Genomic DNA, 23402 nt, shown 5'->3' with positions numbered 1-23402 from the left:
GCAAAATACTTATGTTATGTTTCGTTAAAATATTGAAACATAAACTGTAATTAGATAAAAGAAAAGGTGACCACAATGAAAGAAACACGTGACCCCTCTCAAATTCGAGTTGTTGTCGGCATGTCAGGTGGGGTAGATTCATCGGTGGCGGCATACTTGTTAAAACAACAAGGGTATGAAGTAATCGGGATCTTTATGAAAAACTGGGATGATACAGACGAAAACGGTGTTTGTACAGCAACGGAAGATTATGACGATGTAATAAAAGTATGTAATCAAATTGGTATCCCATACTATGCTGTCAATTTCGAGAAACAATATTGGGATAAGGTTTTCACATACTTTTTAGAAGAATATAAAGCAGGGCGTACACCAAATCCTGATGTTATGTGCAATAAAGAAATTAAATTTAAAGCATTTTTAGAGCATGCCATGAACCTTGGTGCTGATTATTTAGCGACAGGTCACTATGCACGAATTGATCGTAGTGGTGATGGTGAAGTTAGAATGTTACGTGGCGTTGATGATAATAAAGATCAAACATACTTTTTAAATCAATTATCGCAAGAGCAATTGGCGCATGTAATGTTCCCAATTGGTGATATAGAGAAAAAAGAAGTACGAAAAATTGCAGAAGAAGCTGGCCTTGCTACGGCAAAGAAAAAAGATTCAACAGGCATTTGCTTTATCGGTGAACGTAATTTCAAAGAGTTCTTAAGTCAATATTTACCAGCACAACCTGGGAAAATGGAAACAATGGATGGCGTTGTAATGGGCCAACACGATGGTTTAATGTACTATACACTTGGTCAACGACACGGGCTTGGTATTGGTGGGGACGGCGAGCCTTGGTTTGTGCTAGGAAAAGATTTAGCGCGTAATGTTCTACTTGTCGGACAAGGCTTTGACAATGAATATTCGTATTCAACATCATTAACAGCTGTGAAAATGAACTATACTTCGACAAAAAAATTGCCTGGGAAATTTTCTTGCACAGCAAAATTCCGTTATCGTCAAACCGATACACCAGTAGAAGTTGAAATTTTACCAGATGGGCGTGCACACATTACATTTGCAGAACCTGTGCGTGCAATTACACCTGGCCAAGCTGTAGTGCTATACAACGGAGAAGAATGTATGGGTGGCGGAACGATTGATGAAGTCTTTAAAAGTAATGAAAAACTAACATATGTTGGATAAATTGCGTTAAGACTGCTTTTATGGCCTCTTGGCTTCCTAAAAGCAGTCTTTCGCTACATAGAGGTGAAGAACAAATGAATTATAATGAACAGGGCATCCAAGCATTTCAAGAAAAACGTTATGAGGATGCTGCTCAACTATTTACAAAAGCAATAGAGGCAGAGCCTGAAAATGCTATTGGGTATGTAAATTTCGGCAATTTATTAGCCGTATTAGAGGATACTGAACGTGCAGAGCGTTTCTTCCAAAAGGCAATCACTGTAGATGAATCAGCAGCTACAGCCTATTACGGTCTAGCGAATTTATATTACAATGCTGAACGCTATGCCGAGGCCGTGAAGCTATATGAGCAAGCGCTAAAACATCATATTGAAGGTGCCGATGTCTATTATATGATGGGGAAATGCTTTGAACGGTTGGATAACCCAAAATTGGCATTACCATATTTACAACGTGCGGTAGAAATTGCTCCAGAGGATACACAGATTCGTTTAGCCTATGCGATAGTGTTATGTGCATTAGAAATGTTTGAGGAAGGGAAGAAGGAACTAGATCTCTTAATTGAACAGGATTGGAATAATGCAGATGCACATTATAATTTAGGCGTACTATATGCCGTGTCTACCGAACAAACAGAGGATGCAATGTATCATTTGAAACAAGCCTTTACCTTACAACCTGAATATGACCAAGCACGTTATATTTACGATATGATTGCTCAACGATTTAACTGATAGATAATAAGCAGCGAGTGAATGTTGATTAACATTCTTGCTGCTTTTTTATTGATTTTATCTAGTAAAACAGAAAAAATTGTTTATTTTTTCATAAATTGATTCTCTTTCTCTTTTAATTCTAGTTCAAACTTGGTAATGTATGTCATGCAGGAAAGGAAAAGGTGACAGAATGAATAAAGTTTTTATTGCACTATTACTTGTAACAGCACTTGCTGCAATTGAGGGAACTATTGTTAGTACTGCTATTCCGAGTATTACGGCTGATTTATTAGGTGTAGACTTAATAAGCTGGATTTATTCTGCTTATTTACTAGCTTCAGCCATAGCGGCGATTATTTTTGGTAAATTAGCCGATTTATTTGGTCGTAAACGGATGATTATTACTGGTATCATTATTTTTTTAGTAGGTTCTATGTTATGTGGTTTAGCTCAATCCATGGAGCAATTAATTGTTTTTCGAGCAATTCAAGGTATTGGCGCAGGTTCAATTTTACCGATTACATTAACAATGGTTGGTGAATTGTTTAAGACTGAAAAAGAGCGTGCCAAAGGACAAAGCTATTTAAGTATGGTATGGGGCGTTTCTGGTGTAGTAGGTCCGTTATTTGGAGGCTTTATAGTTGACCAAGTATCTTGGCATTTTATTTTCTTCATTAATGTACCGTTTGGTTTAGCCTCTATTTATTTAATTGCTAAACATTATAAAGAACAACTAGAGGCAGTGAAGCGTAAAATTGACTACCTAGGTGCAGTGTTTTTTACAATTGGCATGGTTGCGTTACTGTTTGTTATTATCGAAAACAGTAAAACACAAACCTGGTTATCAGGTCAATCGCTGCTAATGTATGGTGTTGCTCTTGTATTCTTAAGTATTTTTATCTGGGTGGAGTTACGAGCAGAGGAGCCAATTATTCCGTTAACACTGTTTAAAAATGGACGACTAATGGTCATTAATGCATTAACTTTAAGCGGTATGTCTATTGTCATTGGTGTAACCGTTTATATTCCTATATTTGCTCAAAGTGTTTTAGGCAAAAATGCAACGCAGGCTGGTTTATTATTAACACCAATGTCTATTTTTTGGACGGTGAACTCGATTATGGCAGGTTATTTAATCGGTCGTTTAACAAATAAACGCATTATCCAAATGGGTACGATTTTACTTGTTACGGGTACACTATTGTTGGCAAGACTATCTTCAGGTTCTAGTGATTTCAGCGTTTATTTCGCATCATCATTAATTGGGCTAGGGATGGGCTTTATTATGCCGATGTTGATGATTTCCATACAAAAGGTGGCAGATCCAAAGCAACTTGGTATTTCAATTGGTTTGAACTCTTTTACAAATACATTTAGCCAAGCGATTGGTGCAGCGCTATTTGGTATGATTTTCAACCTGGCAACGAGTGAAAAAATGGCTTCATTAGGAAAAGGTGAAATTCAATTAAATGGTGAATTTGCAAAAGGTGGGTTTAATTTAGAAGAAGTAAACTTTTTAAAGGACACTATTGCGAATGGCGTCAGTTATGTATATATAGCTACCTTTATTTTTGCTATTGGTGCTCTTATTTTCTCCTTTTTTGTAGCAACGAAATCTACAAGGAAAGCGCAATCGTGAAAAAAAAGTAAAATCCACCTCACATTCTGTGATCAAGCAGCGTGTGAGGTGGGTTTTTCATTTGACGACTAAACCATAGAATAAATTTACTTTTTGAATAGAGTGTCATCAATTATTTGATTGCCAGGTAGTTCCGTTAAGTATTTCGCTAAATGTGCGATGGGGGTACTGTCTAGCAAAGAAGGCTCGGCTTCATTTTCTTTTAAAATATTGATTTCCTTATTCAGTCGCTCTATTTTTCGATCTAATTCAGCTGCTTGTAGTGCGGCTTCCTTTAATTCATGTCGAATATGCTCAGGTACTTCTTTGTTATACTTATAATAAATTTTGTGTTCTAAGCTTGCCCAGAAATCCATTGCAATTGTACGAATTTGGATCTCTGTATAGACCTTTTCCATATGGTCTGACATAAAGATAGGAATTTTAATAATAAGATGTAAGCTTTGGTAGCCATTTTCTTTTGGATTGGCTATATAATCCTTCACCTCAACAACTTCCATGTCATGCTGTGCTTGTAACATGGCACTTACCTTGTAAATATCCTCCACAAAGGAACAGGTGATGCGAGCACCAGCTATATCGCGGATATTTTCACGCACAGCCTCTATTGATGGAGGAAGCTCTTTTTTCATCATCTTCGTTAAAATACTTTTAGGTGATTTTACACGTGTAGATACATGCTCAATTGGATTATATTCATGAATTAACTTAAATTCTTCTTGTAATATATTAATTTTCGTTTCCACTTCCTGTAGAGCAAATTTGTAAGCTAAAAAGAAGCGTGTTAATTCAGTTTGAAAAGATTTTAAAGTGTTTACTTCTAGTTCAGTTTTCATCGTTTGTAAATCCTTTCTTTTACGGTTTGTTCGATTTTTATTTTTCGTATAGCTGTGATGGCAACGAGATAGCCGATCATTGGTGAAATTCATAGCCCTAGGCATAGGAAAATGATCAACGAACGTGACAAGGATTGTCATTAGAAAATATAGACCTAAAGCTGCTACAACACCTAAAAAAAGCAAAATACTGCCCATATCAGTCATTAAAAAATAATTTGCTCCACATATGGAACTGAGGCTAAATGATCAAGAAAAATCCATGATGCGATGACAAAAAAAGCGAATAAGAGTAGTGAAATGTACTTCCAAATGGAATTTTCTATAGCTCTCCATAAAAGAATGTTTGATGCACAAGCAAACGTAATGATTTGCCCTGCATCTGATTCATTAATAATATACCTTCTATGATGAACTTCAATCCTATCGTCAATGATAAATTTTTATTGATTGAAAGCTTCCATAAATAAACAATTAATATAGGCAAACTAATACGAGCTATATAAAAATTAAACGGACCAAAAGTTATCCACCATGTTCTCTATCCACTATGAAAGCCTACACCATAGGAGATCACGGTGATTATCTCTATAAGAAGAGCGGAAAGCATAAAAATAAGGTAGGAAAAAATATGTAGTTTAGTCATGGAAGCCCCCTGTGGTTTATGCTATACAATATATAACTCACATGACAATGAAAAGGTTTCAGAAATAGGGGCAAGGAAGAAATGCAGAAGAGGGTTTGAGGTTAAACAAAGGGAACCTTTTGTCCCCTTGTTTTAACTAATAATTTCAGCATTTAAGTTATAGCGCTTATTAAACTCATCAACGAAAATTTGTAAATCAATATAGGTTCCAATATAAGGCTCTGTTTCTTGATCGCGTAAGAACCCACATGTTGCCTTTAGTGATTTTGAAAATTCCAATAACATTTGTTCGTTGTCAAGTTGTACATGAATCGCAAGAGAATGATCTTTTTTATTCACTTTAAAATACTTACCATCTATAATTCTCTCTAAATTAGTTTCTTGAAATGGAAAAACATAATCTTTATAAATGAGCTTCACAAGATCCCGCCTTTTTTACAATATTCTACTACATCTGTATAAGGTAAATCGCCACCAAAAATTGAGAGCGCACTTCCAATGGTTACATGAAGTTTTCCGTGGGCTAATTGATTAAATTTTTCTAAGTCTTCGATTGAACGAACGCCACCTGCATAGGTAGTTGGAATAGATGTCCAGGCAGCTAAATCCTGTACCAAGCTTTCCTGCATACCACCCTTTTTCCCTTCAACATCGACAGCATGTATTAACAGCTCATCACAAAAGTCTTCAATATAGGCAATCGACGCAGCATTGACTTCGAAATGACTAAATGTAGTCCATTTATCTGTCATGACAAACCACTTCCCATCACGCATCTTACAACTGAGATCAATGACAAGGTGTTCTTTACCAATTAATTGATTTAAGCGCTTTAAACGCGCTAAATCGAGCTGACCATCATGAAAAATATAGGATGTGACAATGACATGCGAAGCGCCTGCGTCAATATACTTTTGAGCATTGTCAGCCGTAATGCCACCACCTATTTGCAAGCCTTGAGGATAGGCTTTTAAAGCGGATAGGGCAGCTTCTTCATTACCAGAGCCTAGCATAATAACGTGTCCACCTGTTAAACGATCTTGGGCAAACATTTGTGCATAGTGGCTAGCGTCATGTTGAGAAATAAAGTTTTCTACAACTGCTTGATTTGTATATCCCAAAGTGCTACCTACAATTTGCTTTACTTTGCCATCGTGTAAATCGATGCAAGGTCTAAATTCCAATAATTTCACAATCCTTCCGTGCAACTAATTCATATTAATCATAGCATGGAACGGAGGATAAAGGCAGAGAATTGTCATTTGTCAAAATAATGTAAAAATAACGAAGTGGATATATTTTTGTCTGCGATATTTTTATGTGGCTATGGTAAAATAAAAAGATTGAAAACTATAAGAAAGGACGGACCGAACATGACAGATCATTTAGATTTATTTGAACTCAATAAATTTTTTATACTCGGACGTCCGATCGTCTCTATCTTTCATAATGCGCAAAATATGTATTCGATTGTACGTGTGAAAATTCAAGAGACGAATTTGCAATATGAAGATAAAGAGATTATTGTTGTTGGTTATTTTCCCCCACTACAAATGGATGAACAATATCGATTTACTGGTATTTTAAAACAGCATCCTAAATACGGCGCTCAATTTCAAATTGAGACATTTACAAAAGAGGTACCTGCAACTGAGCAAGGAATTATTCATTATTTATCTAGTGACCTCTTCGTAGGGATCGGGAAAAAAACAGCTGAAACGATTGTTGAAAAACTAGGTGCTAATGCACTCCGTGTTATTTTAGAAGATCCTAGTGCCCTCGATGCTGTTCCGCGTCTATCCGCTGAAAAAAAAGAAGTCATTCACCGCACCATTGAGCAAAACTTAGGCTTAGAGCGGGTCATGATTCAATTGAATGAGTGGGGATTTGGTCCACAGCTTGGGATGAAGATTTATCAAACCTATCGAACAGAAGCCATTGAATTACTGACAGAAAATCCATACCGCTTGATTGAAGATGTGGAAGGGGTGGGTTTCTTTCGAGCCGACGAGCTAGGTGCGAAATTAGGTATAACTGGTAAACATCCTGATCGTGTCAAAGCAGCGATTTTACATATTTTAAATACAGCAGCTTTATCGGATGGACATGTTTATCTAGATGCAGAACAGGTTTTACCGCTCGTTAAGGAAATGCTTGAACAAAGCCAACGACAGGAGATACCATTCGAGGATATTTCTCAAGCCTGTATCAGACTCCGTGAAGAAGGCAAAATTTGTGGTGAAGAGACAAGGTTATATTTGCCATCACTCTATTTTTCAGAGGTAGGGATTGCATCGAAAATCTTATCGCTTATCGAGCGGAATAATAAGGCTGAACATTTTAGTAAAGATGAAATTCGAAAAGCCATTGGAGAAACAGAGGAGCTACTCAATGTTACCTATGCAGAAACACAAGCGAATGCCATCGAACAGGCTTTAAATTCAGCTGTTATGATTTTAACGGGTGGTCCTGGTACGGGGAAAACCACTGTTGTACGGGGAGTCGTAGAAGTTTATGCAAAGCTTCATGGGCTATCCTTAAATCCAAAAGAGTATGCTCAAAAAGAGGAGCCTTTTCCGATTATTCTTTGTGCGCCGACTGGACGTGCTGCTAAACGATTAGCCGAATCAACAGAGCTTCCTGCGATGACCATCCATCGACTGCTCGGTTTTACAGGGCAAGAAAAAGAGGAAGAAACAGAGCGGGAAGTAACAGGTAAGCTGATTATCGTGGATGAAATGTCAATGGTTGATACATGGCTTGCCCATCAATTATTAAAAGCTTTACATGAAGATGTTCAAGTTGTCTTTGTTGGAGATCAGGATCAGCTTCCACCAGTAGGTCCAGGACAGGTGTTAAAGGATTTATTAGCATCCAAGCAGCTACCAACTGTCGAGCTAACAGATGTTTATCGACAAGCAGAAGGCTCAACGATTATTGAACTTGCGCATCAAATAAAAAAAGGAACGATTCCACAAGAGTTAACAGCTAAAACCTCTGATCGTTCGTTTATTAAGGCTTCAGCAGACCAAGTTGCCAACGTTGTAACTCAAGTTGTCAAAAGTGCTGTCGCAAAGGGCCAGGAAATCCGTAATATTCAAGTGTTGGCGCCCATGTATAAAGGACCAGCTGGTATAGATAATTTAAATAAAATGATTCAAGAGCTTATTAACCCAAATGATACTGGCACACGAAAAGAGCTAGTCTTTGGGGATGTCACCTATCGAATAAAGGATAAAGTTCTTCAGCTTGTCAATCAACCTGAAAGCAATGTCTTTAATGGAGATATGGGTGAGGTCATTAGTATTATTAAGGCGAAAGAGACGATCGAAAAACAAGATTTACTGATCGTATCCTTTGATGGCATTGAAGTGACCTATCAACGAAGCGACCTCAATCAATTGACACTAGCTTATTGTTGCTCCATCCATAAATCACAGGGCTCTGAGTTTCAAACGGTCATTATGCCAGTGGTTAGAGGGTATTCCAAAATGTTACGGCGTAATCTTTTATACACAGGTATTACACGTGCTAAAAACTTTTTGATTTTATGTGGTGAACCAGATGTGCTTGCGGATGGTTTACAACGTACAGATGACCTTCAGCGTTTCACCTCTTTACGTGCAAGACTTAACCCAATGGAAATTGAGGAAGAACTTGTGGAAGTCGAGGCAGTGCCAGTAGATAATGAAGGGATGCAGGAGCCTGTTTCCGTTGAACAAAAGCTAACAGTTGAAACAGCCCCTTATATTCATCCAATGATTGGTATGAATGATGTCTCTCCATATGATTTTTTGGATGACTAAAATATATATTCCCGATTAGACTGTCTAATCGGGTTTTTCTAATTGATGTATCGTCACCTAATATTTGGACATTTCATATACTAGATGAGTACAAAAACATAGGGAATGTATAGGGGTGACAGCATGCCAATAATGACAGGGCAACAGTATATTGAACGAATTGATGCTTTAAAAACGTATATTTCGATAGATGGGAAAGTCGTGACAGGAAAGGTGTCAGAACATCCTGCCTTTAAAGGAATTATCCAGAGTCAAGCGAAACTTTTTGATTTACAACATCAAGAGGCACTTCTTGAAAAAATGACCTATGAATCGCCAACTAGTAAACAGAAAGTTGGCATGTCATTTCTTCAAGTATTGACGCCAGAAGATCTTGTGAAGAGGCGCCAAGCGGCAAGGGAATGGGCATTATCTTCTCAAGGCTTTATGGGGAGAAGCCCTGATTATATGAATACAACATTAATGGCCCTTGCATCAGCGTCAGATTTTTTAAAAGAGAAGCCAAATTGTTTCCCAGAGCATTTGCTGAAGTTCTATGAGTATGCTCGCGAGAATGATATTACGATGACACATACCTTTATCGAACCACAGGTAAATCGCAAGCGCTTTTACTATGAGGATGAAGAAGTAACCATTGCAGCTAAAATCATTGGGAAAACAAGTGAGGGCTTAGTCATTAAAGGGGCAAGATTACTAGCGACACAGGGTGGCATAACAGATGAGCTTCTTGTTTTATCAACAAATGGCTATGATGAAGGAAAAGGTTTCGGGTTTTCTATTCCAAGTAACACGAAAGGCTTAAAGTTTTTATGTCGGCAATCATTTGTAGGGGGAGATTCTACCTTTGATTATCCGTTAAGTGCACGTTTTGAAGAAATGGATGCAATCGTTGTGTTTGAGGATGTAGTTGTCCCGTGGGAACGAGTATTTTATTACGAAAATGTTGAAGTGGCCAATCAATTTATGAATGTTAGTGGCTTCCAAGCGTATACTTTGCATCATGTGCTGTCACGTCAAATTGCTAAGACGGAATTCATCCTAGGGGTTGTACAAATGATTGTGGATTCCATAAATATTGGGGATTACCAACATGTCCATCAAAAAGTGGTAGATGTCATCGTAGCATTAGAAACGATGAAAGCATTGCAATTAAAATCAGAAATTGAGGCACAAAGGGATTCCTTTGGCTTTATCAGACCAGACCAATCCACATTACAGGTCGCTATTCATATCTTCCCGAAAGTATATCCTACCTTTACAGATATCATCCAGCAACTGGGAGCAAGTGGATTAATGTCCATACCGAGTGCAAAAGCTTTTGCAACGGATGATGGGGATCTTGATCATTATCTGCAATCATTTCAAGACAAAGGGGAAGAGCGAGTAAAGAAATTTCGTTTAGCTTGGGATTTAACAATGAGTAGTTTTGGCACAAGACAGACATTGTATGAACGCTTTTTCTTTGGTGATCCTGTACGTTTATCTAGCTTACTCTATCAATCTTATCAACGAGAGCATTTAGTGCAAAGAGTGGAAGACTTTTTGAAAAATGATTGATAGAAAGTTTGACAGTTGTGAAACTATCCGTTATCATTTACAGGAATAAAAAAATAAGACTCCCTTCGTTAGGTGAGGCTCCTATGCTGGAGATACGCTACTACCCAAAAATGTCGAGAGACGCCAATGGGTCAACAGAAATCATCGAAATAAGGTGTTTTTTAACGTAGCTGGACATATTCCTATGCCGCATAGTGCTAAAACTCAACGTTTGAAGGTAACAAGCATGCAATGTATTTTATTGCTATTTTTTTGATATGTGTATTCAACACGCCTTCATTCGTAGAAGGCGTGTTTTTGTTATGGAAGGAAGGTGATGAGAAATGGATAGTAGTCCTGAACCGAATAAGTATCATTTAGGCAAAGGGAAACACATAAAAAGTCATCGATTTCTGATCACCGATGCAGACAAAGGGTGATTAAGGATGACCTTTTGTTTCCCTCAATAACAAACACGAGGTGAAATGCAATGATTAAAATCCACTATTATAATAGCAGCAGCAAGACAGTCCAACATGATTTCAATATGATTGATTTACAACTCCCTATTCATAACGAAGATTTATTATGGGTAGATTTATATGCCTATAGTTATAATGAATTGAATAATATAGCTGATGTATTTGGCTTTCATCCACTAGCAGTTGAAGATTGCTTACATGAAGGCTCACGTCCAAAAATGGATAGTTATGGTGATTATAAATTTTTTGTGCTCCATGCACCAATTTATAATGAGAAAAGTAACAATGAAATTACAACCGTTGAGTTAAATATTTTTATGGGACCAAACTATATTGTGACTGTGCATAAACAAAAGTTGCAATGGCTAGGAAAAATGGAAAATGTTTGTGTCAATAGCCCAAGATTTTTGGAAAAGGGTACTGATTTTTTATTGCATACAATTATTGACGGTATTACAGACGAATACTTCCCAGTATTAGAACGAATTCGCGCACGTATAGATGAACTAGAAGAAGAAATTTATGATTATCAACCAAAAGTGGTGACAGAGGAATTTCTTGCATTGAAGCGGACAATTATTTTAATTCGTCAGGCCATTATGCCACAAAGAAGAATTTTTTCTACAATCAATGGCCAGTGGAAATTTGATATTCAAGAAGAAAATATTCCATTCTATAAAGATTTGAATGACCATCTAGAGCGTATTGTCGACTCCACAGAGACATATCGCGATTTAGTGAACAGCACGCTTGATACGTATTTTTCAATTATCAGTGGGAAATCCATTGAAAAGCTGAATTTATTAACGGTCATTTCGACAATTATGTTACCACTATCAGTAATTACTAGTTTTTTTGGAATGAATGTGCCTTTACCTTATCAAGATACCCCTTATACAACTATTGCAATTAGCGCTTTCTTAGTTATCTTTACATGGGGTATGTGGATATATTTCAAAAAAATGATTGCTTAGTTAGTGTTAGTCAGACTAGTACTAATTGACAGCGCAATAGATTTTTTTTATAATTTTCGATAGAAAAAGTAAAAACGATGATGGAAAAAGTACGTATTTGTGTGTGCACAAGAAAGGGATTTCTAGGCTGAAAAAATCCTCACAACAGCAAATGCTGAAAGCTACTCCAGAGTGCAGCTAATCCCTGCCGTTCACTGACGTTACAAGTGCTAAAGAGGTAAGTAAGGTTTTTACTTACAACTAGGGTGGTACCGCGAGACTAATGACAAGTCCTCGTCCCTTTTTGGGGATGAGGGCTTTTTTTATTTTCTTCGGTAAATCGCAGGATTCGTATCGTGATTTTACAATATAAAATAGGAGGAATTTATCCAATGAAAGCAGTAGATATTCGCCGTATGTATTTGGAATTTTTTAAAGAAAAGGGGCATCATCATGAGCCATCAGCACCACTTGTGCCAATAAATGATCCATCACTTCTTTGGATCAACTCAGGTGTTGCAACTTTGAAACCATATTTTGATGGCCGTATTATCCCTGATAATCCACGTATTACAAATGCACAAAAATCGATTCGTACCAACGATATTGAAAACGTTGGGAAAACAGCTCGACACCATACATTCTTTGAAATGTTAGGAAACTTCTCTATTGGTGACTACTTTAAAAAAGAAGCAATTCATTATGCTTGGGAGTTTTTAACAGATAAAAAATGGATGGGCTTTGATCCAGCGTTATTATCCATCACGATTCACCCAGAAGACCAGGAAGCATATGATGTTTGGCATCAGGAAATTGGTATTCCAGAAGAACGTTTAATTCGTTTAGAAGGGAACTTCTGGGATATAGGAGAAGGCCCATCTGGTCCGAACTCAGAGATTTTTTATGATCGCGGCGTAGAATACGGCTCAGATGAAAATGACCCTGAAATGTATCCAGGAGGAGAAAATGAGCGTTACCTAGAAATTTGGAACCTTGTGTTCTCTCAATTTAACCATAATCCTGATGGCACTTACACGCCACTACCAAAGCAAAATATTGATACAGGTATGGGCTTAGAGCGTATTGTGTCCGTCGTGCAAAATGTACCAACAAACTTTGATACTGATTTATTTATGCCAATTATTGAAAAAATTGAGGAGTTTGCCAATCGTAAATATAAACGACCTGGCGAAGTAGACTTAAATGAAATCTTTGGCTCAGATGAAGATATTAATACACCATTTAAAGTGATTGCAGACCATATCCGTACAGTAGCATTTGCTATAGGCGATGGTGCCCTGCCTTCAAATGAAGGCCGTGGCTATGTATTACGTCGCTTACTACGTCGTGCCGTTCGCTATGCTAAACAAATTGGTATTGAAAAACCATTTATGTTTGAACTTGTACCAACTGTGGGTAAAATTATGGAAGACTTCTATCCAGAAGTTACAGAGAAATGCGAATTTATTCAACGTGTCATTAAAAATGAAGAAATTCGTTTCCACGAAACATTAGATGGTGGTTTAGCTATCTTTAATGAAGTAGTGGAATCTCAAAAAGCAGCTGGTCATGATTACATCCCAGGAGCAGATGCTTTCCGTTTATATGATACTTATGGTTTCCCAATCGAGCTAACGGAAGAATATGCAGAGGAAGTAGGCATGAAAGTAGATCATGAAGGTTTTGAGGCAGCGATGGAAGAGCAACGTGAACGCGCGCGTGCTGCACGACAAGATGTTGATTCGATGCAAGTACAGAATGAAGTATTAGCAAACTTAACGGTTGCAAGTGAATTTGTTGGCTATGATACGTTAAGTGTTAATACTGAAATCGCTGCAATGATCGTCAATGGTCAAGTTGCGAAAGTCGCTTCGGAAGGTCAGGAAGCATTGGTTATTTTAGCGAAGACACCATTCTACGCTGAAATGGGTGGTCAAATTGCTGATAGTGGTACTATTTCAAATGATAGCTTTACGGCTGTTGTAAAAGATGTTCAAAAAGCACCGAATGGTCAACCGCTTCATACAGTAGTAGTTGAATCTGGGGAAATGCATGTGGAAGATGCAGTGCAAGCAGTGGTCAATCGTGATGACCGTAATTTAATCATTAAAAACCATACGGCAACACATATTATGCAACGTGCATTAAAAGATGTGCTAGGTGATCATGTGAACCAAGCTGGATCATATGTAGGACCTGATCGTTTACGTTTTGATTTCTCTCACTTTGGTCAAGTTACAAAAGAAGAATTACAGCAAATTGAACGTATTGTAAATGAAAAAGTGTGGGATGATATAGAGGTCGTTATTGAAGAAAAAGGTATTGATGAAGCAAAAGCAATGGGTGCTATGGCATTATTCGGTGAAAAATATGGAGATGTTGTACGTGTAGTATCCATCGGAGATTATTCGATTGAGCTATGTGGTGGTATCCATGTTAAACGCTCTTCTGAAATTGGCTTCTTTAAAATTGTTTCAGAGGGTGGTATCGGTGCAGGTACTCGTCGTATTGAAGCTGTTACAGGAAAAGTTGCTTATGAAGCAGTAAAAGAAGAAGAAGCATTATTAAATGATGCAGCAGCATTATTAAAAGCAAATGCTAAAGATATTGTCACAAAAGTACAGGCATTACAAGCAGACTATAAAGAATTACAACGTGAAAACGAAGCATTATCTCAAAAAATCGCCAATGCACAGGCAGGGGCAGTTGTTGATGCCGCTCAAACAATTGGAGATGTGACAGTGCTATCTACAAAAGTGGAAGCGAAGGATAACAATCAACTCCGTCAAATGATGGATGACCTGAAAGCAAAAATGCCAAAAGCAGTCATTGTTCTTGGAGCAGTTGATGGTGAAAAAGTTATGTTATGTGCTGGTGTTTCAAAAGAATTAGTTGGTGGCAATTACCATGCAGGGAATATTGTGAAAATGGTTGCGGAAGCATGTGGTGGTAAAGGTGGCGGTCGTCCAGATATGGCGATGGCAGGTGCAAAAGATGCATCAAAACTTGATGAAGCACTACTTTCTGTGTATGATTATGTTAAATCCATTTAATTAATTCACCAAAACATGTTATAATAAAGAGAAATTGGAGATGAGCTTGTTTGCACATCTCCTTATTTCTGAAAGCGAGGTGCTGGTCATGAGTTCATTTGATCAAACGATGAAATTTAATTTTCCAGAAGAATCAATGGAACAGGAAGTCAAGCAGGTAATGTTGAAAGTTCATTCTTCATTAGAGGAAAAGGGATATAACCCTATCAATCAGATTGTTGGTTACTTACTTTCTGGTGATCCGGCGTATATTCCTCGCCATCAGGATGCTCGTAATTTAATTCGCAAGCTTGAGCGTGACGAAATTCTAGAGGAGCTTGTTAAATTTTATATCAAAAAGAATAACGAGGACTAGAAATGAGAATTATGGGATTAGACGTTGGGTCAAAAACTGTGGGTGTTGCTGTAAGTGATGCACTTGGTTGGACCGCCCAAGGTATTGAAACCGTAAAAATTGATGAAGCTAATGGTGAGTTCGGTATTGACCGTATCGCTGAGCTAGTAAAGGAATATACTATAACAGAATTTGTTGTAGGTTTTCCAAAAAACATGAATAATACGGTTGGACCGCGTGGAGAGGCTTCTGAGAACTATAAAAAGCTATTAGAAGAGCATTTCTCACTACCGGTCAAATTATGGGATGAACGTTTAACGACGATGGCTGCTGAACGTATGCTGATCGAAGCGGACGTGAGTCGCAAAAAGCGCAAGCAGGTCATTGATAAAATGGCAGCTGTGATGATTTTACAAGGCTACTTAGATAGCAAAAATTAATTGATGAGGTGACTATGCATGGCACACGAGCATAACCATGAAGAAGAATTACATGTTCAACACATTACAGTGATTGACGAAAACGGAAACGAGCAGCTTTGTGAAGTGATTCACGTTCATGAATCTCCAGAGTTTGGCAAATCATATGTGTTTTACTCAATGGTAGGCGCAGAGGAAGATGAAGATGGCTCAGTTGAAATCTTTGTATCTTCATTTGTACCATCTGAAAATGGTGAAGATGGTGAATTAACACCAATCGAAACTGAAGCAGAGTGGGATATGGTAGAGGACGTTTTAAACGCTTTAGAGGATGAAAACGAAGACTAATCTTCTAACTCAAAGCTTGGAACAAGGATCGCAGCTTGCAGTCCTTGTTCCTTTTTTATTGAAGCTTTTCTAATGTAGAAGGATTGTTAAATTGAAGAATGAATGCATTGTAAATGTGTGATTTTTATCCACAATTGTTGGGAAACGTTCATAAAGTTTGTGGATTCGCTTAGAAATAGAGTGTAACCGTTCCAAGCACCACTCCAAACATCGAGAACCTGCTCAAAGGTAGAGAAGAAATGCAGGGAAAACTTGCTCAAAAATAGGAGAAGCTATTCTAAAGTGTCTAACCTCAAAAAAACGATTTAATAAATGACATCAAATTGTCATAAAGGAGGAACCAGAATGAATGAAGAAACGCAAGAATTTATGATCATTGGGAAAGATGGTAAGGAACAGCAGTGTCGTGTGGTCTTTACCTTTGATGCGGAGGACAAGTCCTATGTGTTATTTTCCCTTCTAGATGAAACCGGTCAAGAAATTCCAGGAGACCTTTCCGCGATGACTTTTGATTATGATGACAATACAGGTGAGATGACAAATTTACAGCCTGTTGAAACAGATGCCGAATGGGAAATGATTAATGAAGTGGTGTTAACATTACTTGATGAATTTGAAGAAGAACCACAGCTAATTACTGTGACAGACGAAGAAGGAAAAGATCAAGTGTGCGAAGTCATTCATACATTTTCATCTGAGCAATTCGGTAAATCGTATGTATTATATGTGCCAGCAACAGATGAACCGATTGATGAGCGTGATATTTTTGCAGCCCAATATATAGCTGGAAATGAAGGCCAGATTGAAGAGTTATACCCGATTGAGTCAGATGAAGAATGGGAATTTGTAGAAGAAGTATTAAACACTTTATAGGATAAACTATTTCTAGAATCCTCAAAAATCTGCTAACGAAAGTTGTTGGCAGATTTTTTACATATGTAATTTCTACAGAATTGTCGATTTCTGTTTGTCGTGAAAGTTGATTTCTAGTATGATATTGAATAGTGATAGGGGGGAAACCCGTGGATAACGGTTCAAAAAAACAAGAAATGTTTTCAAAAATGCAAGAAAGAAAATCTGAGGTAAAAATGGTGAGAAAAATCGTCGCAATTATTGCCATTGTTTTCGTACTAATAATTGGAGTTGTTGGTTTATTTGGGTACAATTATGTAAAAGGTGCTTTAAAACCATTAGACCCTAATGCAACGAAAACAATTGCAGTAGAAGTACCAATTGGCTCTAGTTTGTCCTCCATTTCAACACTACTAGAGAAAAAAGGTGTCATAAAAGATGCACGTGTTTTTAAATACTATGCAAAATTTAAAAATGAATCACAATTTCAAGCGGGAAATTATGATTTAACACAGGCAATGACATTTGATGAACTCATTGAAAGCTTGAAAACAGGGAAGGTATATCGTAAGCCTGTCTTTACGATGACAGTCCCAGAAGGCTTAACACTTGAACAAATTGGGAAAGTGATTGAAAAGAAAACACCGTACACACAAAAAGAATTTATGGATCTTGTGACGAGTGACACATTTGTTCAGCAAATGATGGCTAATTATCCTGAGCTAGTTACAGAGGCTGTTTTAGCTGACAATATTCGCTATGACTTAGAGGGCTATTTATATCCAGCTACGTATTCTTATTATGAAGAAAAACCATCTTTACAAGCGATTGTAGAAGAGATGATAGCAGCCATGAACAATGTAGTGAAGAACTATAGTGATGTATTAGCTGAAAAACAAATGTCCGTACATCAGCTGTTAACATTTGCGTCATTATTGGAAGAAGAAGCGACTGCTCAAACGGATCGAGAGACTATTGCAAGTGTCTTCTATAATCGAATCAATGAAGGGATGCCACTCCAAACAGACCCAACCGTGCTCTATGCACTGGGTGATCACAAGGATCGTGTTCTATATGAAGATTTAGAAGTGGATAATGCCTATAACACTTACAAAAATAAAGGTCTACCACCTGGTCCAATAGCAGGTGCAGGTAAAACTTCGATTGAGGCATCATTAAATCCAAGTCAAACAGATTATTTCTACTTCCTAGCAGATAAAGAGGGTGTCAACCACTTCTCAAAAACCTATGATGAGCATTTGCAGAAGGTAGAAAAATATTTACGAAAAGAAGAGTAAACATATAGGAAGAACAAAAATCGTATAGCAAACAGATGGATAGAAGGAAAGAAAAATAGCTTTCCTTCTATTTTCATGCTATTATAAAGTGTGATTTTTGATCAATCCGTTCATTTATGCGGGACAAATATGCGTGGTGGCAATTGTTTGAGCATATCGAAGCAATTGCTCATTTTTGTATGGCAAAGTACCAAGACATCACGTTTGGTCTTTTTCTTTTTGTTGATAAATGATGAAGTACAGACAACGGCAAACGCTCGTTGCCTTTTAAATGAGGGTGGAAACAATGGAATTATCAGATGCATATATACAATCATTTATACAGCCACGTAATGAATTGCTTTTAGAAATGGAAGCATTTGCGGAGGAGCATCACGTACCGATCATGCAGCTAGCAGGTATTGATGCATTAAATCAACTGTTGCGTATTCAAAATCCGTCAAAAATTTTAGAGATAGGTACAGCAATTGGTTACTCTGCTATTCGTATGGCAGAGGCATTGCCTTATGTCCAAATTGTTACAATTGAACGTGATCAAGATCGTGTAGCAAGGGCAAAAGCCTATATTAAACGGTCGACTGTATCCGATCGAATTACGGTCATTGAGGGTGACGCTTTAGAAGTGGATGACGAGGCCATTAACACAACATTCGATGCGGTCTTTATTGATGCTGCGAAGGGACAATACCAACGCTTTTTTGAAAAATATGCACCTTTAGTAAAATCAGGTGGGGTATTGTATATCGATAATATGTACATGCATGGTTTGTCTGATTTAGAGTTGAAGGATGTTCCACGTCGTAAGCGAACAATGATTCGCAATTTAAAAAACTTCACGGATTGGATTATGCAGCACCCAGATTATACAAGTGCTTTTTTACCAGTCGGTGATGGTTTATTACTATGTTTGAAGAGGTGACTACTATGAAAAAACCAGAATTGCTTGTGACACCACAATCATTAGAACATATAAAAGCACTTTTAGTCGCTGGAGCAGATGCTTTTGTTATTGGTGAACAACAATTTGGTCTACGTCTAGCAGGAGAGTTCTCCGTTGAAGAAGTAGAAGAAGCGACAAAGCTTATTCATGAAGCGGGTAAAAAGGTATATGTTGCAGTCAATGCACTTTTCCATAATGAGAAGCTAGAGGCACTTGCTGATTATTTAAATGAAATGCAACGTATCGGTGTGGACCGTTTAATCTACGGTGATCCAGCGGTTCTCATTATTCGTAGAGAGCAAGGTGTTACGATTCCGTTACATTGGAATCCAGAAACGACAGCTACAAACTGGTTTACGGCTAATTACTGGGGGAAACGTGGTGCAACGCGTGCCGTGTTAGCGCGTGAGCTTTCTCTTGATGAAGTATTAGAAATTAAAGAAAATACCGAAATGGAAATTGAAGTACAAGTACATGGCATGACATGTATGTTCCAATCAAAACGTCCATTACTCGGCCATTATTTCTTATATCAAGATAAAGTAATGGCTATTGAAAATCGCCAGGAAAATCGTAATATGTTCCTACATGATGATGAACGAAATAACAAATATCCAATATATGAAGATGTAAATGGTACACATATTTTCAGTCCAAATGATATGTGTATTATTGATGAACTAGGCGAATTATTTGAAGGTGGCATCGATGCTCTGAAAATTGAAGGTGTACTTCAAACGCCAGACTATGTAGTCGCGGTAACAGAAGCTTATCGAAAAGCGATCGATACGTATTTTGACGAATCAGAAGAGGCATATGAAGAAATAAAAGACGATTTATTAGCAAAAATTGAAGATATTCAACCAGCTATTAGACCATTAGATACGGGCTTTATCTTCAAGGAAACAGTTTACTAGGAGGGGACAATAACATGGCATTAGCGTTAGAGCAAAATGACAAAATCCGTGAGATTGTCAACGGTAAACGTGTCATTACAAAAAAACCAGAGCTACTTGCACCAGCTGGTAGCTTAGAGAAATTAAAAATAGCTGTCCATTACGGAGCAGATGCTGTATTTATCGGTGGGCGAGAGTTTGGTCTACGATCGAATGCGGATAACTTTTCAATTGAAGAGATGCGTGAAGGTGTAGAATTTGCCAATCAATATGGTGCGAAAATATATGTAACAACAAATATTTTTGCCCACAATGAAAATATGGATGGCTTAGAGCGTTATTTAAAGGATATTGAATCAGTGGGCGTAACTGGTATTATTGTAGCAGACCCGCTCATTATTGAAACATGTCGTACAGCAGCACCTAAGCTTGAAATTCACCTTTCTACTCAGCAATCATTGTCCAACTGGAAGGCCGTGCAGTACTGGAAAGAAGAAGGTTTACATCGTGTTGTATTAGCACGTGAAGTGGGCGGAGAAGAAATGAAGCTGATGAAGGAAAAGGTCGACATTGAAATTGAGGCCTTTGTTCATGGAGCAATGTGTATTGCCTACTCTGGTCGTTGCGTTCTTTCTAATCATATGACGGCTCGTGACTCAAACCGAGGGGGATGCTGCCAATCATGCCGTTGGGACTACGATCTATATGAATTAGAAGATGGTGAAGAAAAAGCACTTTTCGATGAGAGTCATGCACCATTTGCGATGAGTCCAAAAGATTTAAAATTAATTGAAGCGATTCCTCATATGATTGAGCTAGGTATCGACTCGTTAAAAGTTGAAGGTCGTATGAAATCCATTCACTATGTAGCGACAGTTGTTTCTGTGTACCGTAAAGTGATTGATGCTTATTGTGCAGATCCTGATAATTTTAAAATTAAACGTGAATGGCTAGAGGAATTAGACAAATGTGCTAACCGTGATACGGCTGAAGCATTCTTCCATGATGCACCTGGCTTTGAGGAGCAGATGTTTGGTGTGCATGGTCGTAAAACAACCTATGAATTTGCTGGACTTATTTTAGAGCATGATCCAGAGACAAAAATAGTGACAATGCAACAGCGTAATTATTTTAAACCTGGTGACGAAGTAGAATTCTTTGGTCCTGAAATTGAGAATTTCCGTTTAACAATGGGTGAAATTTGGGACGAGGATGGCAATAGCCTAGATGCAGCTCGTCATCCATTACAAATTGTGAAATTTAAATGTGATACACCATTGAAGCCGCATAACATGATGCGAAAGGAGAATAACTAATGGCAGTGAAGCGCCCTGTTGTCATCGGAATCGCAGGTGGCTCATGCTCGGGAAAAACGAGTGTGACGCGCGCCATTTATGATGTTTTCCGTGAGCATTCTGTTGTGGTAATTGAACAAGATTTTTATTATAAGGATCAAAGTCATTTAACATTTGAAGAACGTTTAGGAACTAACTATGATCATCCGTTAGCTTTCGATAATGATTTATTAATTGAGCACATAAAAAAGTTGCTAGTGCGTCAACCAATTGAAAAACCTGTGTATGATTACGTCCAGCATACAAGGGCAGAAGAAGTTATACATGTTGAACCAGTAGATGTTATTATACTAGAAGGTATTCTAGTCCTTGAGGATGCTGATTTACGTGATTTAATGGATATTAAATTATTTGTGGATACAGATTCAGATTTACGTATTATTCGCCGTATTATGCGTGATATTAAAGAGCGTGGACGTACAACGGATTCGGTGATTGAGCAGTATTTATCAGCGGTTCGACCGATGCATAATTTATTTATTGAACCAACAAAACGTTATGCTGATATCATTATTCCTGAAGGTGGGGATAATGAGGTGGCGATTGATTTAATGGTAACGAAAATTAAAACTATTCTTGAAACCGACAACGTATTGTAATAAGATAGAGTGGTATTGACAATATTTACATGCATATTTTGAAAAAGCATGCATACTATTAGGTCAAAGCGTAATTTGAAAACGTTTAAAAATAATAAAATTCGATTAAATGCATCTTCCGTGCATTTAGTCGAGTTTTATGTTTTTATATTGAAGAAACAAGGAGTGAAGGACTTTGGCAAATGAAAAACAGTACCCTATGACAGCTGAGGGAAAACGTAAATTAGAAGAAGAATTAGTAAAATTAGAAACTGAAACACGAAAAGAAATCGTTGAACGCATTAAAATAGCACGTGATTTTGGAGATCTTTCTGAAAACGCTGAGTACGATTCTGCTAAAGAAGAACAAGCCTTTTTAGAAGGTCGTATTTCAACATTAAAATCAATGATTCGCAATGCAGTGATTATTTCTGAAGACGAGACAGATAACAGTGTAGTATCACTAGGGAAAACGGTTACATTCGTAGAAATCATCAATGGTAAGCCATCAACAGATGAAGAATCTTATACAATTGTTGGTTCTGCTGAGGCAGATCCTATGGAATTCCGTATTTCCAATGAATCACCGATTGCAAAAGGTCTACTTGGTCGTGCTGAAGGTGAAGAGGTTGTCGTTCAAACACCTGGCGGCGAAATGAAAGTGAAAATTGTCTCAATTAAATAATATGACTATGTACAAGCAGTTAGCCTTTGGCTGACTGCTTGTACCATTTTTAGCGTGATAACTATGTAGTAAAATAGTGAGTAGAATTATTTTGCAAGTGCTGTCGAACTTGATAGAATATTGCCTAGAGAGGGGGAGACATTATGAGTGAACGACAAACTCGAAGTGGTCGTCATTTGCAGCCATCTCGTAATAAAAAGCTAGATAAACTATTGAATGTTCTAATTGGTGTTGTGGTTGTACTCATTATTATCACAGCAACCTATGTGTTTAAATGGCAAGATGATGCAGATCAAGCAGTGAAAGAGGAACCCGTTCAAGAAGAACAGAGCGGTGATGATGAAAAAGAAGTAGAAAAAGAACCAACGGATGAAGAAAAAGAAGATCTTGCTGTAGAAGAAGATAAACCTTCAGAAGAAGAATCAGAACCTGAGACATCCCAGGAAGAACAAGGCACAGCAGAAGAATCAGCATCAGATAATCCTATTGTTGAGAAGGTCATCACGAATAAAAATTGGCAACCAACACCTACAACTCAAACAGGTCAGCATGTGTCTTCATATGACGACACGTCTGTAGACTGGGCTGAGAAAGTAGCAACAGTATCTACTGTGACAGGTATTGACCAAAGCAATATGATCATCTGGCGTATGCAAAATAATGGTGGTCCTAATTCATCCATTGCAACTGTTTCGACCAATGATAAATCTCAAATGTATCGTGTAAGCATGGAATGGGTTGATAATGAAGGGTGGAAGCCTGTGAAGCTAGAGCAACTAAATACATTAGAAGGCGCCTATTGACGAAAATCACTCTTTTGATTATTTTTA

21 protein-coding genes, 1 riboswitch and 1 other annotated feature are annotated in these 23402 nt (G+C 37.7%); of the genes, 18 read left to right on the top strand and 3 right to left on the bottom strand.

Annotation, left to right across the window (positions count from 1 at the left end; translation table 11 throughout):
• Positions 1-75 precede the first annotated feature (75 nt).
• From mnmA to C7B89_RS16655, 3 genes are all read left to right on the top strand, one after another.
• A complete protein-coding gene (mnmA, locus tag C7B89_RS16665) occupies positions 76-1200 on the top strand; it encodes a tRNA 2-thiouridine(34) synthase MnmA (protein WP_048392132.1) in 1125 nt (374 codons plus the stop codon).
• Between the two features lie 74 nt (positions 1201-1274).
• A complete protein-coding gene (locus C7B89_RS16660; RefSeq protein WP_054550057.1) occupies positions 1275-1934 on the top strand; it encodes a tetratricopeptide repeat protein in 660 nt (219 codons plus the stop codon).
• Positions 1935-2106: 172 nt separating this feature from the next.
• Positions 2107-3555 (top strand): MDR family MFS transporter, encoded by a 1449-nt coding sequence (locus C7B89_RS16655; protein ID WP_115674138.1) that lies wholly within the window; start codon positions 2107-2109, stop codon positions 3553-3555.
• An 86-nt stretch (positions 3556-3641) separates the two neighbouring features.
• Here the strand turns inward: C7B89_RS16655 and C7B89_RS16650 are convergent, their stop codons facing one another.
• The 3 genes from C7B89_RS16650 to hisA form a co-directional block, all read right to left on the bottom strand.
• Positions 3642-4391 (bottom strand): GTP pyrophosphokinase, encoded by a 750-nt coding sequence (locus C7B89_RS16650; RefSeq protein ID WP_115674177.1) that lies wholly within the window; start codon positions 4389-4391, stop codon positions 3642-3644.
• 778 nt (positions 4392-5169) lie between these two features.
• Complete coding sequence (locus tag C7B89_RS16645; RefSeq protein WP_048392136.1) at positions 5170-5457, bottom strand: hypothetical protein; 288 nt, start codon at positions 5455-5457, stop codon at positions 5170-5172.
• Entirely contained in the window at positions 5454-6221 is a 768-nt protein-coding gene (gene hisA / locus C7B89_RS16640) for a phosphoribosylformimino-5-aminoimidazole carboxamide ribotide isomerase (RefSeq protein WP_115674137.1), read from the bottom strand. The genes C7B89_RS16645 and hisA overlap by 4 nt, the downstream gene beginning before the upstream one ends.
• Before the next feature lie 189 nt (positions 6222-6410).
• Here hisA and recD2 point away from each other — a divergent pair, with 189 nt between their 5' ends.
• From recD2 to C7B89_RS16565, 15 genes are all read left to right on the top strand, one after another.
• A complete protein-coding gene (gene recD2, locus C7B89_RS16635) occupies positions 6411-8843 on the top strand; it encodes an SF1B family DNA helicase RecD2 (RefSeq protein ID WP_115674136.1) in 2433 nt (810 codons plus the stop codon).
• A gap of 123 nt (positions 8844-8966) precedes the next feature.
• Complete coding sequence (gene hpaB / locus C7B89_RS16630; RefSeq protein WP_115674135.1) at positions 8967-10400, top strand: 4-hydroxyphenylacetate 3-monooxygenase, oxygenase component; 1434 nt, start codon at positions 8967-8969, stop codon at positions 10398-10400.
• Positions 10401-10457: 57 nt separating this feature from the next.
• Positions 10458-10623: riboswitch (M-box (ykoK) riboswitch) on the top strand.
• A 246-nt stretch (positions 10624-10869) separates the two neighbouring features.
• Complete coding sequence (gene corA / locus C7B89_RS16625) at positions 10870-11835, top strand: magnesium/cobalt transporter CorA (protein WP_066036480.1); 966 nt, start codon at positions 10870-10872, stop codon at positions 11833-11835.
• Between the two features lie 68 nt (positions 11836-11903).
• Positions 11904-12119 (top strand) — a binding site (T-box leader).
• A gap of 87 nt (positions 12120-12206) precedes the next feature.
• Complete coding sequence (alaS, locus tag C7B89_RS16620) at positions 12207-14867, top strand: alanine--tRNA ligase (RefSeq protein WP_115674134.1); 2661 nt, start codon at positions 12207-12209, stop codon at positions 14865-14867.
• A gap of 88 nt (positions 14868-14955) precedes the next feature.
• Positions 14956-15222, top strand: a complete 267-nt coding sequence (locus C7B89_RS16615) for an IreB family regulatory phosphoprotein (RefSeq protein WP_004226839.1) — start codon at positions 14956-14958, stop codon at positions 15220-15222.
• Positions 15223-15224: 2 nt separating this feature from the next.
• The gene (gene ruvX, locus C7B89_RS16610) at positions 15225-15641 is read left to right on the top strand and encodes a Holliday junction resolvase RuvX (protein WP_004226840.1); all 417 of its coding nucleotides are present in this window, start codon (positions 15225-15227) and stop codon (positions 15639-15641) included.
• Positions 15642-15659: 18 nt separating this feature from the next.
• Positions 15660-15968 carry a DUF1292 domain-containing protein gene (locus C7B89_RS16605; protein WP_004226842.1) on the top strand — a complete coding sequence of 103 codons (309 nt, stop codon included), beginning with the start codon at positions 15660-15662 and terminating at the stop codon, positions 15966-15968.
• 345 nt (positions 15969-16313) lie between these two features.
• Positions 16314-16841, top strand: a complete 528-nt coding sequence (locus C7B89_RS16600) for a DUF1292 domain-containing protein (RefSeq protein ID WP_048392142.1) — start codon at positions 16314-16316, stop codon at positions 16839-16841.
• Between the two features lie 149 nt (positions 16842-16990).
• Entirely contained in the window at positions 16991-18118 is a 1128-nt protein-coding gene (mltG, locus tag C7B89_RS16595; protein ID WP_048392143.1) for an endolytic transglycosylase MltG, read from the top strand.
• A 286-nt stretch (positions 18119-18404) separates the two neighbouring features.
• On the top strand, positions 18405-19037 hold the full coding sequence (locus C7B89_RS16590; protein WP_054550064.1) for an O-methyltransferase: 633 nt from the start codon (positions 18405-18407) through the stop codon (positions 19035-19037).
• Positions 19038-19042: 5 nt separating this feature from the next.
• Positions 19043-19975: a peptidase U32 family protein gene (locus tag C7B89_RS16585; protein WP_115674133.1), complete on the top strand. Its 933-nt coding sequence runs from the start codon at positions 19043-19045 to the stop codon at positions 19973-19975.
• 14 nt (positions 19976-19989) lie between these two features.
• Positions 19990-21270, top strand: a complete 1281-nt coding sequence (locus tag C7B89_RS16580) for a peptidase U32 family protein (RefSeq protein ID WP_054550066.1) — start codon at positions 19990-19992, stop codon at positions 21268-21270.
• Positions 21270-21908: a uridine kinase gene (gene udk, locus C7B89_RS16575; RefSeq protein ID WP_004226858.1), complete on the top strand. Its 639-nt coding sequence runs from the start codon at positions 21270-21272 to the stop codon at positions 21906-21908. Before C7B89_RS16580 ends, udk begins: the two co-directional genes overlap by 1 nt.
• A gap of 175 nt (positions 21909-22083) precedes the next feature.
• Positions 22084-22572: a transcription elongation factor GreA gene (greA, locus tag C7B89_RS16570; protein WP_016994160.1), complete on the top strand. Its 489-nt coding sequence runs from the start codon at positions 22084-22086 to the stop codon at positions 22570-22572.
• 143 nt (positions 22573-22715) lie between these two features.
• Positions 22716-23375: a YrrS family protein gene (locus tag C7B89_RS16565; RefSeq protein ID WP_048392147.1), complete on the top strand. Its 660-nt coding sequence runs from the start codon at positions 22716-22718 to the stop codon at positions 23373-23375.
• The last annotated feature ends 27 nt before the right edge of the window (positions 23376-23402 follow it).

This window comes from Lysinibacillus capsici, assembly GCF_003367505.1.
Classification (GTDB): domain Bacteria; phylum Bacillota; class Bacilli; order Bacillales_A; family Planococcaceae; genus Lysinibacillus; species Lysinibacillus capsici.
The sequence above is the reverse complement of the archived record's forward strand: the minus strand, read 5'-3'. Positions and strand labels throughout refer to the sequence as shown.